Genomic DNA, 14,655 nt, shown 5'->3' with positions numbered 1-14,655 from the left:
CCCCGGTTTCGGGAAGGGGCGGGGCTGGGGAACAAAACCGCCGTCCGCAGACGCACAGGGGAGCCGCCCATGACCCCGCGCCGAGCCGCCCGGCTTGTGGCCGCGACGAGCATCGCCGCGACATTGATCGCCCTGCCTGCCACCTCAATCGCATTCGCCGAAGCAAAGCCCTGGACCGCCACCCCCGCCCCCGCAGGCAAGAGCACGCCCCGCCCCGACGACCGCTCGTCCTTCTACCTGGAGGGCGAGCCCGGCACCGTGTTCGAGGACAAGCTCTCCCTCGTCAACCCCGGTGACACCGCGCGCTCGCTCGACGTACGCGGCGACGGCCCGTGGATCGTCCTCGCCGCGCGCAGCGTGCGGATCCCGGCCCGTACCCGCGCGGACGTCCCCTTCACCGTGGCCGTGCCGAGCGCCGCGGAGCCGGGCGATCACTCGGGGGCGCTCGTCGTCAGCGGGGAGGGGCGGCAGGTGCGCGTACGGCTGGGGCTGCGGGTGACCGGCGCCCCCGCGCTGCGCGCGCTCGCCGTGGAACACGTACGGGTCAGCCGCGAGGGCGGCGGCGCGGTCATCCGCTACGCGCTGGTCAACCGCGGCAACACCGCGCTCTCCCCGCGCCTGGCGATCCGCGCGGACGGCCTGTTCGGCACGGTCCTGCGCCGTACGGCCGCGGGCGTGCCCGCGGAGCTGGCGCCCGGCCGGAGCGTACGGCTGACGGAGAGGTGGCCGGACGCGCCGCGCCTGGACTCCGTACGGGTCCACCTGACGGCCACCGCGCCCGGCGCCGCCCGCGCGACGGCCTCCACTTCGTACACGCCCCTCGTGTGGGTGATCCCGGCACTCGGCGGGTTCGCGCTGGCCCTCGCCGCGGCCACGGTCCTGCTCGTACGGCGCTTCCGCCGCGCCCGCCGTACGGGAGCGGCGGCGTGAACGCCCGCCGGGCGGGCGGCATCGCGGTCCTGCTGGCGCTGGTGTTCATGCTGCTGCCCGCCGGGCGGGCGTCCGCGGACGGGCCCGCCCTCCGGCTGGACCGGACCGAGGCGGGCAAGGGCGGCAACATCACGGTGAGCGGCGCCGGTTGGCGCCCGCGCACCCTGCTCACGCTGCTCATCTGCGGCCAGAACATGATCGGCGGCACCAACACCTGCGCCAACGCCGACGGCCGCACGGTGACCACCGGCGCCGACGGCCGCTTCAGCAGACAGCTCCCGGTCGCCGAGCCGCCCAGACCGTGCCCCTGCGTGGTGCACGTGGCGACGGTCTCGGGCGACCCGACGGCCGTGGACGCGGCCTTCAAAGTGGCCGGGCACCCCGTCGCGTCCCTGCCGCAACAGACCGGCGGCGAGCGGCTCGGCGTCCTGGACGCACGGTTGGAGGGTTCGAGCGGCCTGCTCACGTGGTTCGGTGCACCCCCGCACCGACGGCTGGTCGTCACCCTCGGCAACCTGGGCTCCGAGCCCGCCAAGGACCCCGTCTTCCAACTCGGCACCGCGCACGGCGTGCTCGCCCCCGAGTGGGAGAAACAGCGCTGGCACGGCACGATCGCCGCGGGCGCGCGGGCGCGGGTCCCCCTGGACGTCGAGCTCTCGTCGGGCGCGTACGGCGACTACCTGCTCTCCCTCAAATACGGGGACAAGGTGCTGGTCGAACAACCATGGGACGTGAGCCGCCCGTGGGGCGTGACCCTCTTCTGGATCCTGCTGTGCGTGGTGATCCCGGCGGGGGTGTTCCGCCTGGGCATGCTGCTGGTGAACCACGCCCGCCCACGCCCTCCCGCTCCGCCATCGACCCGCAGGGCCCCGGCCCCACTGCCGTGGTTCACACCGGAGAGCGGCCCGGAGGGGCGCGAGGGCCCGCCGAGTCCTTGAGCGGACGGCCCAGTTGGCGTCGCCCGCGCGCTCCAGAAGTTCTCAGAACGCCGATCAGCACGGCGAGTTGGGCAGTAGAGTGACCTCGCGCACTGCGGTGCGCCTCCCCTCATGGATCGTCTCCGGACCCCGGCCCTCGGGGCCCGGCCCGAACCTGAGGATGGTTGCCGACCGGGATTTCGGCAGCCGGTCTGAGGGGAGGCGCCCATGGGGCGTCGCGGGAAGCCGAAGCCATCCGTACGGCAGCGCGTCGAGGACCTTCTGGTCCGTGCCGCGTGGAAGCTGGGGAGGTGGCTCAAGGGTTGATCTGAGCCCCAAAGAACGAGGCTCAGATCGATAAACCCTCGGTTTTCAGCGTTGGGTCCCCGCCTTACGGATTCTCGGTCCTGGGTGGGGGCCCTTCACGTTTCACGGTACCGGATCCCCGCCCCGTTGCGACATGGGCTCAGCGAAGCCGGCCGCAGTCGGTGCCCGGGGCTCCAACGCACCGACTCCGTCAGTCGCACTCCTTGAACGCCGTCACCAGCCGCTTTCCCTCCGCCGCGCCCCGGCGCAGCAGCAGAGCCGCGGTTGTGTGCAGCTCGTTCCACGCGTGCGGGCGGCCGATCTCGGCGGCGTCCGGGATGCTCTCCAGAGCTACGGCCAGAGCTTGTTGCGGCTCGTCCGCGCCCGCGAGTGCGTGGGCCAGGCAGGTGCGATACCACGTCTTGTCCCGGCGGTAGTCGTCGGGCAGGGCGGTGAGTCCGGTGGTGAGCTGCTCGATCGCCCGGGGCCATGCACGCAGGTGCAGTTCGGCCATGCCGCGCTGGAGGGTGAACCACGTCTCGTCGTAGAAGTACATCCACGGCGGCTGGTCCTCGGGGCGCTCGGCGGCGAGCGCCATGAGCTTCTGCCCTTCGTCCAGCAGCCGGCGCGCTTCGTCGGCCTCCTGGTTCAGCGCGTGGCCGCGCGCGGCCATCTGTACGGCCATGCCTTGTACGCCCAGTGAGCTGCCGGGTGCGGACCATCGCGATGCTTCCGCCAGTCGTACGCACCGGGTGGCGCGTCCGTTGGACCACGCCATGTGCGCCTTCATGTTGAGCGTCGTGGCCGCCATGTCCGCGTCCCCGGCCTCCAGCGCCCACTCGTGCGAACGGTCGTACCAGGCCAGCGCGGTGGCGGTGTCGTCCTGGTCCTGCGCCATCCACGCGAGGAACTGCGCGTGCTCCGAAGCGAGCCGCACCACACGATCCGCCACCGCGCCCCGTGCGCTCGCGTGCAGCTCCATCACCGTGCGGAGCTGTCCGCGCATGATGTCGACCAACGGGCGTGAACCGATGACGTCCTCCGCCCGGCGGTGCTCGGCGAGGAGCCGGTCGAGCCAGTCCAGGGTGGCGGTGTCCACCCGCGTGGTGCCGTCGACAGCGCTCGTCACCCGTGCGAGGAGATCCGCGTCAGGTGCTACCCCTACGAGCCCGAGGCTCGGGACGACGCTTGCCTCGTCACGCAACTCCGGTGGTACGCCGAGGCCCGAGACGATGCGCTGACGCACCTCCATGGAGGTGACGCGGCGCCGACCGCGCTCGATGGCGGACACGTCCGGCTGCACGAGCCCGATCAGCTCGCCGAGCTTCATCTGACTCATGCCGGTGAGCCGCCGGTACGTCCGCAGGAGCGCGCCCCAGTCCTCGCTCGTCACGGCTGCCACCAGCTGAGGATGAGTCCACAGGTCCACGACTTGATCCCTCACCATCCGAATATAGGGGCGCCCTATAGGCACTTGGGATGGGTTTCCACTCCAGGATGCGTGACGGTGCCGCCATGACTGATTCGCGGAGCTCCGCGCAGGAGCGATCGATGCCCATGTCCCCACCCGCACGTGGCGATGGCGTCAGGACCGTCACGGGCTCAACCCGTTGCCTGGAGTGCTCGAAGATCATCCTGGCGCGGGCGACCGCGCGGCGCGAAGGCCGGATCAGGACGGCGGAATCCCTTGACCAGGCGCTCAGACGGCACGTGAAGTCGGCGCACTCCTGACGCCCTGCCGGGGGAGAGAGGGACCGGGCTACCCGGCGTCGCTCTCGTCCCCCGGCATTCTGCAATTCCGTGCACGCCTCCTTGACCGGGTCGGCACGGAAGGCCGATGGTCATGCAACCGACCGCAACGGTCTCGACACGGGAGGCAGTTATGGCGCTACGGTTCATCGCGAAAGATCCCCACACCGACGGCAAGGACTGCCCGACAGCATGGGTGGACGACGAGGCCGGAGAGATCCTCTTCCAAGGCTGGAAGGCCAGGGAGGAGACATTGGCCAAATGCCGGGAGACGGGCCCGATCCCGGAAACCGAGGCGGTGGTGAGGATTCCGTTCCGGATGATCCCCGCCATCAGGGAGGCTTGTGATGTCGCTGAACGTGTTCGACTTTGACGAGCTGATCAACTCGTCGGAGCACTCGGCGGTGCACCTGGAGATGCGGGACGCCTATGGCGTGGCCGAGGAGAACGCCGACTTCGCAGCGTGGAAGGCCGGTGACCACAGCAGTCGGCGTGACCGCATGGGACGTCGGCGCGAATGGCTGGAGCTCGTGGCTCGCACCGCCGCACGTGGCGTGGTCATGCGCCGTGCGCGGATCGTCTCCGAGCCGGTGAGTGACTACATCCGGTTCGAGCACGAGGGAACGCAGCTCAACATCGAGGCCGGAGAGCAGGTCCGCTGGCTGCCGCGCCGGCAAGCATCCGACATTGCGCTTCCGGGTAACGACTTCTGGTTGTTCGACGACCGAGTTGTTCGGTTCGGCCACTTCTCCGGAAACGGTCAGTACATCGGGGAGGACTTCACCGACACCCCCGCCGTGGCGAAGCTGTGCGCCTCCGCGTTCGAGGCGGTGTGGGAGCGCGGTACCCCGCACGAGAGGTTCAAGGTCTGACGGCGGGCGCCAACGGACTGCCGGCTCATGACCGCCTCCCCGTCCTCCAGCGTTCAGGAGGCCCGCAAGTCCATCGCGGAACGCTTGCGGGAGATCCGTCTTGACGCCGGGCTGACCGGACGTGAGTTGGCTCTCCGGTGCGGGTGGCATCCGGCCAAGTCGTCACGGATCGAGAACGTGAAGACTCTGCCGTCGGATGCCGACCTCCGGGCCTGGTGCCTCGCCTGCGGAGTCGAGGACCAGGCCGCCGACCTCATCGCCGCTTCGCGTACGGCCAGTTCCATGTACATGGAGTGGCGCCGGTTGCAGCGCACGGGACTTCGCAGGCTCCAGGAGTCGTACGTCCCTCTCTACGAACGGACCAAGCTCTTCCGGGTCTACTGCTCCCACGTCGTTCCGGGTCTGCTCCAGACACCCGCATACGCCACGGTGCTGCTGTCCGCCATCACGGACTTCCGCCGTATCCCCAACGACGTCGAGGATGCCGTCAGCGCCAGGGTGGCCCGCTCGCATGTCATCCGCGAGGGCGACCACCGGTTCGCCGTCCTGCTGGAGGAGGGCGTCCTACGGCATCGAATCGGGGACGCCGAGACGATGGCCGGGCAGCTCGGACATCTCCTCGCGATCATGTCCCTGCCTCGTGTGTCCCTCGGCATCATCCCGTTCACGGCAGAGCGCCGGATGTGGGTGATCGAGCCGTTCACGATCTTCGACGACGCACAGGCCGGGGTCGAGCTGCTGTCCGCGGACGTGAAGCTCACGGCACCCAACGACACTCATCTGTACACCCGGGCGTTCTCCGAGCTGCAACGACTGGCTGTGTACGGAGCTCGGGCCAGGCCACTTATCGCTGCCGCGATCAACGCTCTCGGGTAACTCGCCTGCAACGACAGCCCTGTGGCCGGGCCCGCATCGACGTTTCCAGGACCCGGTTCGCCGTCAACCGGCAATCCCCGACGTCCCGTTAAAGAAATGGGGGAAAGAACCGAACCCCTCCATACCGCACACGTCACCCCATCGGGTGACAAGGTGGCAGGCATGGGCACCGGCGCGGTACGTTCGCGCCACAACTCCCATACAGACGACGGCCCCCGCCGGGACTGGCATCCCGAACGAGGGCCTGATCATCCAGGAAGCTGAAGCCCTTCCCAATGACTGAAGCGCAGTTTAGCGCGCATACATCTGCGCGCGGCGTGGTCCACGTCCGGCACCGCCACGACGCCAACTTCACCGTCGTCGGCAACCACCTCGCCCAGCACCCCCACCTCTCCGCCGTGGCGATCGGTATCGGGGTGTACATCCAGTCCCTCCCCGACGGGGCGGCCGTCGGCATCAAGGACCTGACCCGCCGCTTCCGCGAAGGCGAGATCGTGCTGGCACGCGCGCTGCGGGAGCTGGAGGCGGCCGGGTATCTGGAGCGGCGGCGGGTGCGGTGCGAGGGTGGGCGGATGGTGACGCGTACCAGTTGGTACGAGCATCCCGGCTGCCGTGACGGCAGTGTGCCGCAGCCCCGGCCGCGCCGCCGGGCGGTCGACCTGATCAAGCGACGGCGGCGGGACGACGCACCCCTCCCTCCCGCCGATGAGCCCGTCGATCAGCCCGCCGCCGACCTCCTCGCCGGCCTGCGCCGCCGCGACCCGCGGCTGATCCTCTCCGAGCGGGATGTGAGGACGCTCGCCCCGGACGTACGGGCGTGGCTCGACCGGGGCGTGGGCCCCGCGCAGCTCGCCCGTACGCTCAGCGGCGAGCTCCCCATGGGGGTGATCGCCCGCCCGGCCCGCCTCCTCGGCTACCGCCTGAAGGCGTGGCTGCCGCCCGTACTCCCCGCGCAGCCGCCGGAGCCCCCGGAGCGGCGCGACCGGCCTCGGCCCCTGCCCCTGCGGACCTGTGACGGCTGTGAACGGGCCTTCCGTGCCGCGGCCCCCGGCAGGTGCCGGGACTGCCGTACGGCGGCCTAGATGAGGCCTGGATGCCCTCAAGGGGCGCGAAGGCGCCCACTCCGCATCGGGCGCAACGCAAAGCGCCCCCGGCGCGTCATCGCGCCGGGGGCACCGAGTGTCACGAGGAGTGACGGGTCAGCGGACGTCGCCCATCAGACCGATGATCTTCTTGCGGTTCAGCCAGATACCGATACCCGCCAGGATCGCGGCCGCGGCCTGGCCCAGCATCACGCCGATGCCGTTGAGGTCGGCACCCGCCGTGATCAGCAGGGTCATGACGCAGTCGCCCGCGGTGACCGCGAGGAACCACACGCCCATCATCTGGCTGGCGTACTTCGCCGGCGCCATCTTGGTGGTCAGGGACAGACCCACCGGGGACAGGCACAGCTCGCCCACGGTCTGGATGCCGTAGATCGCGATCAGCCACATCGGGCTGACCTTCGTGCCATCGGATGCCATCGACATCGGAAGGGCGAAGACGACGAACGACAGGCCGACGAGGACCATCGCCCCGGCGAACTTCACCGTGGTGCTCGGCTCGCGGTTGCGGCGGGCGAGCGCCAGCCAGACCGCGGCGAAGACCGGAGCCAGGGCCACGACCCACAGCGAGTTCACTGACTGGAACCAGGTGGACGGGAAGTCGAAGCCGAAGACGTTGTCCGCGGTCTTCTTCTCGGCGAAGGTCGACATCGTCGACCCGCCCTGGTCGAAGATCATCCAGAACACGGCGGCCGCGATGAAGAACCAGATGTAGCCGCTGACCTTGGTCTGCTCGGTCTCCGTCAGCTCCTTGTCGCGCTTGATGCGCGCCAGCACGAAGATCGGGATGAACAGGCCGAGCAGCGCGATCGGGACCAGCGCCCAGTTGATCGTGTAGACGCCCGTGCCGATCACGATGCCGTAGAAGACGGCGGCGATCGCGAGCCAGATCAGGCCCTTCTTCAGCCAGGAGTTCCGCTCGGCGACCGTCAGCGGGGTCGGGACCTGGCTGCTCTTCGCGTTCAGGTGGCGGGTGCCCAGCAGGAAGATGATCAGGCCGATGCCCATGCCGATGGCGGCGATCGCGAAGCCCAGGTGCCAGTTGTACTTCTGGCCGACGGTGCCGATGACCAGCGGGGCGGCGAAGGCACCGACGTTGATGCCGATGTAGAAGAGCGTGAAGCCACCGTCGCGGCGCGGGTCCTTGGGACCGTCGTAGAGGTGGCCGACCATCGTGGAGATGTTGGCCTTCAGCAGACCGGAGCCCATCGCCACCAGCGCGAGGCCGACGAAGAAGGTCGGCTTCCCGGGGATGGCCAGGACCAGGTGGCCGGCCATGATGACGCTTGCCGCGATGGCGACCGTCTTGCGCGGACCCCAGACGCGGTCACCGAACCAGCCGCCGGGCATGGCGAGCAGGTACACCATCGCCACGTAGACCGAGTAGATGGCAACGGACGTGGCCTCGGGCATCGCCAGACCGCCGCCCTGGCTGCCGGGCTTGGCGTCCGGGCCGCCTGCGATCAGATAGACGACGAGAAGGGCCCTCATGCCGTAGTAGGAGAACCGCTCCCACATCTCGGTCATGAAGAGAATGGCCAACCCGCTGGGGTGGCCAAGGAAGGTCTTGCCGCTGGAAGCAGGAGTGGTCTCCTGAGGAGCAGCACCCTTCGTCAGGCTGGACGCCATGGTCGATCCTTGTGTGCTCGGGACGCGCGGTGGAGCTGCTGCGCGCCCGGGTGGGGGTTGGCCGGCACCGGCTACTGCACTGCCCGCCCCCACGCCCTAGGGGTTCGGTCCCTCTGCGAGGGACCGGCAGGACAGCCGTACACCGGGATCCACGCCCCCGCGCACCTTCGCGCGGCGGACCCGGCCGACAGGTCATTCACTGTGTAACAAGGCTGAGGGAACAGCCTCGCGCACAACAGAGACCTCCGGCGAGATGTGGTCGTGCCGAAGGTCCCCCGATGGTGCTACAGACGTCTGGTCACCATACGTCACACCCCGCCCGGATAAGGAAGGAGTTGAGACATGGATCACAGGTGACACTGGAACCATTCGCATACGTTCGAAGGTGAGTTTGTTCTTGGAGAAGTGTTGCCGTCGGTAGCTCTGAGTGCACCTCTGACGTGCGCCCGAGCGGACTACCATCAGTCCATGACCCGAGTACTGCTCGCCGAGGATGACGCGTCCATCTCGGAACCGCTCGCACGCGCCCTGCGCCGCGAGGGTTATGAGGTGGAGGTGCGCGAAGACGGTCCCACGGCGCTCGACGCCGGCCTCAAGGGAGGGGTGGACCTGCTCGTCCTCGACCTCGGGCTGCCCGGCATGGACGGCCTGGAAGTCTGTCGCAGGCTGCGCACCGAAGGCCACGGTTTCCCCGTGCTGGTCCTGACGGCCCGCGCCGACGAGGTGGACACCGTGGTCGGCCTGGACGCCGGCGCCGACGACTACGTCACCAAGCCCTTCCGGCTCGCCGAGCTGCTGGCGCGCGTACGGGCCCTGCTGCGCCGCGGCACGGTCGAGTCCCACCAGCAGCCGCCCGCCACCCACGGCGTGCGGATCGACGTCGAGTCGCACCGCGCCTGGATGGGCGACGAGGAACTCCAGCTCACCGCCAAGGAATTCGACCTGCTCCGGGTGCTGGTGCGGGATGCCGGCCGGGTCGTCACCCGTGACCAGCTGATGCGCGAGGTCTGGGACACCACCTGGTGGTCCTCCACCAAGACCCTCGACATGCACATCTCCTGGCTCCGCAAGAAGCTCGGGGACGACGCCGCCAACCCGCGTTACATCGCCACGGTCCGCGGCGTGGGATTCCGCTTCGAGAAGAGCTGAGCCGACCGGCCCAGGGCCCCACTGCCGGGCTGCTTACGTACCACCCGCCCGGAGGGCACAGTGCGCCGCCGACTGATCAATTCCACGCTCGCCGTCGTGCTCGTCGTGATCGCCGTCTTCGGCATCTCGCTCGTCATCGTCGAGACCCGCACGATCGAGAACAGCGCGCAGGAGAGCGTGCAGTCCGAGGCGGTGCGCCTGGAGAGCATCGTCGACAGCCGGCTGGTCGGCGGCGAGCGGGTGGAGTCGGGGATCCTCAGTGAACAGATCACGCCCGAGCGCTACGCCCGGATCGAGATCCCCGGCCGGCCGGTCATCGAGATCGGCACCCGGCCCAAGGGCGGCATCATCTCCGCGCAGCTCAAGGGCGGGCAGGGCGAGAGCGTACGGGTCGAGGCGTCCCGCTCCACGGTCAGCCGCGAGGTCGGCCGCACCCTGCTGGTGATCCTCGCGGTGGCCCTGCTGGCCGTGGTGGCCGCCGTCTTCCTGGCCGTACGGCAGGCGAACCGGCTCACCGCGCCGCTGATCGACCTCGCCGAGACCGCCGAGCGCCTCGGCTCCGGCGACCCCCGCCCCCGGCACCGCCGCTACGGCGTGCCCGAGCTGGACCGGGTGGCGGACGTCCTGGACTCCAGCGCCGAGCGGATCGCCCGGATGCTCACCGCCGAGCGCAGGCTCGCCGCCGACGCCTCGCACCAGCTCCGCACGCCGCTGACGGCGCTGTCGATGCGGCTGGAGGAGATCACGCTCACCGACGACCCGGACACGGTCAAGGAGGAGGCGACGATCGCCCTCACCCAGGTGGAGCGGCTCACCGACGTCGTCCAGCGGCTGCTCACCAACTCCCGCGACCCCAAGTCCAGCTCGGCCGTCACCTTCGACCTGGACGAGGTCGTCAAGCAGCAGATCGAGGAGTGGCGCCCGGCCTCGCGCAGCGAGGGGCGGGCCATCGTGCGCTCCGGCAAGCAGGGGCTGCGGGCCGTCGGCACCCCGGGCGCGGTGTCCCAGGTGCTCGCGACGCTCATCGAGAACTCGCTGATGCACGGGGACGGCACGGTCGCCCTGCGCACCCGCGTCACCGGCAACCAGGCGGTCGTGGAGGTCACCGACGAGGGGCCGGGCGTTCCGCCGGACCTGGGCGCGCGGGTCTTCGAGCGGACGGTCAGCGGCCGCAACTCCACGGGTCTGGGACTGGCGGTCGCCCGCGACCTGGCGGAGGCGGACGGCGGCCGCCTGGAGCTCCTCCAGGCGAACCCGCCGGTCTTCGCGCTGTTCCTCGGTCGGGAGGCCGATCAGACGGAGAGCGGCGGCGCGGCCTGAGCCGCTGCTGATCGACAGCCGCTACTTCGCGTCGATCCGCGCCGGAGCCGTGTCGGTCAGGAAGGACTCCGCCGTCTGAACCGCCTCGCGGGCGGGGAGGGCGCGGAAGACCCAGGTGCGGTAGGACCAGAAGCGGAAGACCGTGCCGATGCCGAGGCCGACGACATTCTTGGCGATGTTGTCCGCGAGCGGGGTGGTCAGGCCGAAGCCGTAGTGGGAGAGCGCCAGGATGCCGTTCTCGATCACCAGGCCGATGCCGCTGAACAGCAGGAACAGGGACAGCTCACGACTGCGCCGGCTGGTGTCGGCGTCGCGGTACGTCCAGTAGCGGTTGCCGACGTAGTTCGTCGCGATGGCGACGGCCGTCGCGATCACGCCCGAGCGCACCACGGCGAGGTGGAACCCGTGGACGCAGATGTTGAAGACGATGAGATTGACCACGAACCCGATGGCCCCGACCGCGCCGAACTTCGCTATCTCGCGGGCCAGCCTCTGCAGCCGGGAACGCATGGTGTGCCGTTGACTCATAAAGATCGTCAGGCTCCGTCGTGTGGGGCTGTCCGGGACATGGGGCAGCTTTCATGCTATCCAGCGCCTCCGTGTGCCGAGAGACGGAGTCGGTGAACGTGCGGCGAACGCACGCCATATCGGCCATCACGCTAGACACTCGCTCTTCAGATGATCCTCCAAGCGGGTTCGGGAGTGGTTCGCGCGTACGGATACCCTGGGGGCGTGACGTTCCCGGTAGTCGGCATGGTCGGCGGCGGTCAGCTCGCCCGAATGACCCACGAGGCGGGCATCCCCCTCGGCATCAAGTTCAAGCTGCTCAGTGACACCCCGCAGGACTCGGCGGCCCAGGCGGTCAGCGACGTCGTCATCGGCGACTACCGCGACCTGGAAACCCTTCGTGCTTTCGCACAAGGCTGCGATGTGATCACCTTCGATCACGAGCATGTACCGACCGAGCACCTCCGGGCCCTGGAGGCCGACGGGATCCCCGTCCGCCCAGGGCCCGACGCGTTGGTGCACGCCCAGGACAAGGGCGTGATGCGGGCGAAGCTCGACGCGATCGGGGTGCCCTGCCCCCGGCACCGCATCGTCGAGGACCCCGCGGACGTCGAGCGCTTCGCCGCGGAGGGCGACGGCTTCCCCGTCGTCCTCAAGACGGTCCGCGGCGGTTACGACGGAAAGGGGGTTTGGATCGTCCGCAACGCAGAAGAGGCGGGTGAACCCTTCCGCGCCGGAGTGCCCGTGCTCGCCGAGGAGAAGGTCCCCTTCGTCCGCGAGCTCGCCGCCAACGTCGTCCGCTCCCCGCACGGCCAGGCCGTCTCCTACCCCGTCGTCGAGTCCATCCAGGTCGACGGCGTCTGCGACACCGTCATCGCCCCCGCGCCCGGCCTCTCCGAGCAGCTCTCCGCGCACGCGCAGCAGCTCGCCCTGAAGGTGGCCAAGGAACTGGACGTCGTCGGCCACCTCGCCGTCGAGCTCTTCGAGGTCCGGGACGAGGACGGCAACCCCGCGGTCCTCGTCAACGAGCTGGCCATGCGCCCGCACAACTCCGGCCACTGGACCCAGGACGGCGCGATCACCTCGCAGTTCGCCAACCACGTGCGCGCCGTGCTCGACCTCCCGCTCGGCGACCCGCGCCCGCGGGCCAGGTGGACCGTCATGGCCAACGTCCTCGGCGGCGACTACCCCGACATGTACTCCGCCTACCTCCATTGCATGGCGCGGGACCCGGGCCTGAAGATCCATATGTACGGCAAGGACGTGAAGCCCGGCCGCAAGGTCGGACACGTCAACACCTACGGCGACGACCTGGCCGATGTGCGCGAGCGCGCCGCCCACGCCGCCGGATACCTGCGAGGAACGATCACCGAATGAGCAACGGCTCCCCCCTGGTCGGCATCGTCATGGGCTCCGACTCCGACTGGCCCGTCATGGAGGCCGCCGCCAAGGCCCTCGACGAATTCGACGTCCCCTACGAGGTCGACGTCGTCTCCGCGCACCGGATGCCGCGCGAGATGATCGCCTACGGGGAGCAGGCCGCCGGCCGCGGACTCAAGGCCGTCATCGCCGGCGCCGGGGGAGCGGCCCACCTCCCCGGAATGCTGGCCTCCGTCACCCCGCTGCCGGTCATCGGCGTGCCCGTGCCGCTGAAGTACCTCGACGGCATGGACTCCCTGCTCTCCATCGTGCAGATGCCCGCCGGGGTCCCCGTCGCCACCGTCTCCGTCGCGGGCGCCCGCAACGCCGGGCTGCTCGCCGTCCGCATGCTCGCCGCCCACGACGACGAACTGCTGGCCCGCATGCGCCGGTTCCAGGACGAGCTCAACGAGCAGGCGACCGAGAAGGGCCGGCGGCTGCGGGCCAAGGCCACGGGCAACGACGGCTTCGGCTTCGGGAAGTGACCACCGTGAACGACCACCTCGCCCGCGCCCGGGAACTGCTCGCCGCGCACCCCGTCGTCGACGGCCACAACGACCTCCCCTGGGCGCTGCGCCAGCAGGTCCGCTACGACCTCGACCGGCGCGACATCGCCACCGACCAGAGCGCCGACCTCCACACCGACCTGCCCCGGCTGCGGGCGGGCGGCGTCGGGGCGCAGTTCTGGTCCGTCTACGTACGCACCGACATGGCCGGTGACGACGCCGTCAGCGCCACGCTCGAACAGATCGACGTCGTGCGCCAGTTGGCCGCCCGCCACCCTGCGGACCTGCGCCTCGCCTTCACCGCGGACGACATGGAGGCGGCGCGCGCGGATGGCCGGATCGCGTCCCTCATGGGCGCCGAGGGCGGCCACAGCATCAACAACTCCCTCGCCACGCTCCGCGCCCTGCACCGGCTCGGCGTGCGCTACATGACGCTGACCCACAACGACAATGTCCCGTGGGCCGACTCCGCCACCGACTCGCCCGTCGCGGGCGGGCTGACCCGCTTCGGCGAGGAGGTCGTGCGGGAGATGAACCGCATCGGCATGCTCGTCGACCTCTCGCACGTCTCCGCCGACACGATGCGGTGCGCCCTGCGGGTCAGCACCGCGCCGGTGATCTTCTCGCACTCCTCGGCGCGGGCGGTGTGCGACCACCCGCGCAACGTCCCCGACGACGTGCTGGCCTCGCTCGCCGCGAACGGCGGCGTGGCCATGGCCACCTTCGTCCCGAAGTTCATCCTGCCGGAGGCCGTCGCCTGGACCCGGGCCGCCGACGAGAACATGCGCGCCCACGGCCTGCACCACCTCGACACCACGGCCGAGGCGATGGCCGTCCACCGCGCCTTCGAGGCCACCAACCCGCGCCCCCTCGCGACGGCGTCCACGGTCGCCGACCACCTCGACCACATGCGCGAGGTCGCGGGCATCGACCACATCGGCATCGGCGGCGACTTCGACGGCACGGCGTTCACGCCGTCGGATCTGGCGGATGTCGCGGGCTATCCGAACCTGATCGCGGAGTTGCTGCGGCGGGGTTGGTCGGAGGGCGACTTGGCGAAGCTGACGTGGGGGAACGCGGTGCGGGTGCTTCGCGCGGCGGAATCGGTGGCCGCGGCCACGACGCGGGGCCCGTCGAACGCGACGCGCGAGTCCTTGGACGGCTAGTTCTTCCCCACCCCGCCCCTTCCCGCAGCGTCTGATGCTCGGCTCCGCCGAGGCCGGGGCTCCGCCCCGGACCCCCGGTCGGGTGCGGCCCGGTGGGCTTGTTTCCCCCACCCCGCCCCTTCCCGAAACTGGGGCTCCGCCCCAGACCCCGGAGCACGCTTCGCGCGCTGTCCTCAAACGCCGGACGGGCTGATTTCCGCGGACCG

14 protein-coding genes are annotated in these 14,655 nt (G+C 70.2%); 11 read left to right on the top strand and 3 right to left on the bottom strand.

The features are described 5' to 3' along the window. Positions 1-69: 69 nt before the first annotated feature. Together ABD269_RS06590 and ABD269_RS06585 are read left to right on the top strand one after the other, a co-directional pair. Complete coding sequence (locus ABD269_RS06590) at positions 70-930, top strand: COG1470 family protein (RefSeq protein WP_344116921.1); 861 nt, start codon at positions 70-72, stop codon at positions 928-930. Continuing rightward, the gene (locus tag ABD269_RS06585) at positions 927-1,868 is read left to right on the top strand and encodes a hypothetical protein (protein ID WP_425572846.1); all 942 of its coding nucleotides are present in this window, start codon (positions 927-929) and stop codon (positions 1,866-1,868) included. Before ABD269_RS06590 ends, ABD269_RS06585 begins: the two co-directional genes overlap by 4 nt. 496 nt (positions 1,869-2,364) lie before the next feature. On the opposite strand, the gene ABD269_RS06580 is transcribed toward ABD269_RS06585, so the two are convergent. Then, entirely contained in the window at positions 2,365-3,720 is a 1,356-nt protein-coding gene (locus ABD269_RS06580; protein WP_486387797.1) for a helix-turn-helix domain-containing protein, read from the bottom strand. A 315-nt stretch (positions 3,721-4,035) separates the two neighbouring features. Here ABD269_RS06580 and ABD269_RS06575 point away from each other — a divergent pair, with 315 nt between their 5' ends. The 4 genes from ABD269_RS06575 (at position 4,036) to ABD269_RS06560 (ending at position 6,732) form a co-directional block, all read left to right on the top strand. After that, positions 4,036-4,275, top strand: a complete 240-nt coding sequence (locus tag ABD269_RS06575) for a hypothetical protein (RefSeq protein WP_344117257.1) — start codon at positions 4,036-4,038, stop codon at positions 4,273-4,275. Then, positions 4,250-4,774: a DUF6879 family protein gene (locus ABD269_RS06570; protein WP_344116919.1), complete on the top strand. Its 525-nt coding sequence runs from the start codon at positions 4,250-4,252 to the stop codon at positions 4,772-4,774. Before ABD269_RS06575 ends, ABD269_RS06570 begins: the two co-directional genes overlap by 26 nt. A 27-nt stretch (positions 4,775-4,801) precedes the next feature. Next, entirely contained in the window at positions 4,802-5,650 is an 849-nt protein-coding gene (locus ABD269_RS06565; protein WP_344116918.1) for a helix-turn-helix domain-containing protein, read from the top strand. Between the two features lie 317 nt (positions 5,651-5,967). Further along, a complete protein-coding gene (locus ABD269_RS06560; RefSeq protein ID WP_344116917.1) occupies positions 5,968-6,732 on the top strand; it encodes a helix-turn-helix domain-containing protein in 765 nt (254 codons plus the stop codon). Between the two features lie 117 nt (positions 6,733-6,849). Here the strand turns inward: ABD269_RS06560 and ABD269_RS06555 are convergent, their stop codons facing one another. Further along, positions 6,850-8,382: a peptide MFS transporter gene (locus ABD269_RS06555; protein ID WP_344116916.1), complete on the bottom strand. Its 1,533-nt coding sequence runs from the start codon at positions 8,380-8,382 to the stop codon at positions 6,850-6,852. A 468-nt stretch (positions 8,383-8,850) separates the two neighbouring features. Between ABD269_RS06555 and ABD269_RS06550 the strand changes: the two genes are divergently transcribed. Both ABD269_RS06550 and ABD269_RS06545 read left to right on the top strand, forming a co-directional pair. Beyond that, on the top strand, positions 8,851-9,531 hold the full coding sequence (locus tag ABD269_RS06550) for a response regulator transcription factor (protein ID WP_116212120.1): 681 nt from the start codon (positions 8,851-8,853) through the stop codon (positions 9,529-9,531). Positions 9,532-9,591: 60 nt separating this feature from the next. Next, positions 9,592-10,851: an ATP-binding protein gene (locus ABD269_RS06545; RefSeq protein WP_344116915.1), complete on the top strand. Its 1,260-nt coding sequence runs from the start codon at positions 9,592-9,594 to the stop codon at positions 10,849-10,851. Positions 10,852-10,872: 21 nt separating this feature from the next. Here the strand turns inward: ABD269_RS06545 and ABD269_RS06540 are convergent, their stop codons facing one another. Continuing rightward, positions 10,873-11,379, bottom strand: a complete 507-nt coding sequence (locus tag ABD269_RS06540; RefSeq protein ID WP_344116914.1) for a GtrA family protein — start codon at positions 11,377-11,379, stop codon at positions 10,873-10,875. Positions 11,380-11,529: 150 nt separating this feature from the next. Here ABD269_RS06540 and ABD269_RS06535 point away from each other — a divergent pair, with 150 nt between their 5' ends. The 3 genes from ABD269_RS06535 to ABD269_RS06525 are packed head-to-tail and all read left to right on the top strand — an operon-like array spanning position 11,530 to position 14,449. Beyond that, the gene (locus ABD269_RS06535) at positions 11,530-12,735 is read left to right on the top strand and encodes a 5-(carboxyamino)imidazole ribonucleotide synthase (RefSeq protein ID WP_344116913.1); all 1,206 of its coding nucleotides are present in this window, start codon (positions 11,530-11,532) and stop codon (positions 12,733-12,735) included. Then, complete coding sequence (gene purE, locus ABD269_RS06530) at positions 12,732-13,262, top strand: 5-(carboxyamino)imidazole ribonucleotide mutase (protein ID WP_344116912.1); 531 nt, start codon at positions 12,732-12,734, stop codon at positions 13,260-13,262. The genes ABD269_RS06535 and purE overlap by 4 nt, the downstream gene beginning before the upstream one ends. A gap of 5 nt (positions 13,263-13,267) precedes the next feature. After that, positions 13,268-14,449 (top strand): dipeptidase, encoded by a 1,182-nt coding sequence (locus tag ABD269_RS06525; protein ID WP_425572856.1) that lies wholly within the window; start codon positions 13,268-13,270, stop codon positions 14,447-14,449. The last annotated feature ends 206 nt before the right edge of the window (positions 14,450-14,655 follow it).

The organism is Streptomyces blastmyceticus, assembly GCF_039521185.1.
Classification (GTDB): domain Bacteria; phylum Actinomycetota; class Actinomycetes; order Streptomycetales; family Streptomycetaceae; genus Streptomyces; species Streptomyces blastmyceticus.
This window is presented reverse-complemented; position numbering and strand designations above follow the sequence as displayed.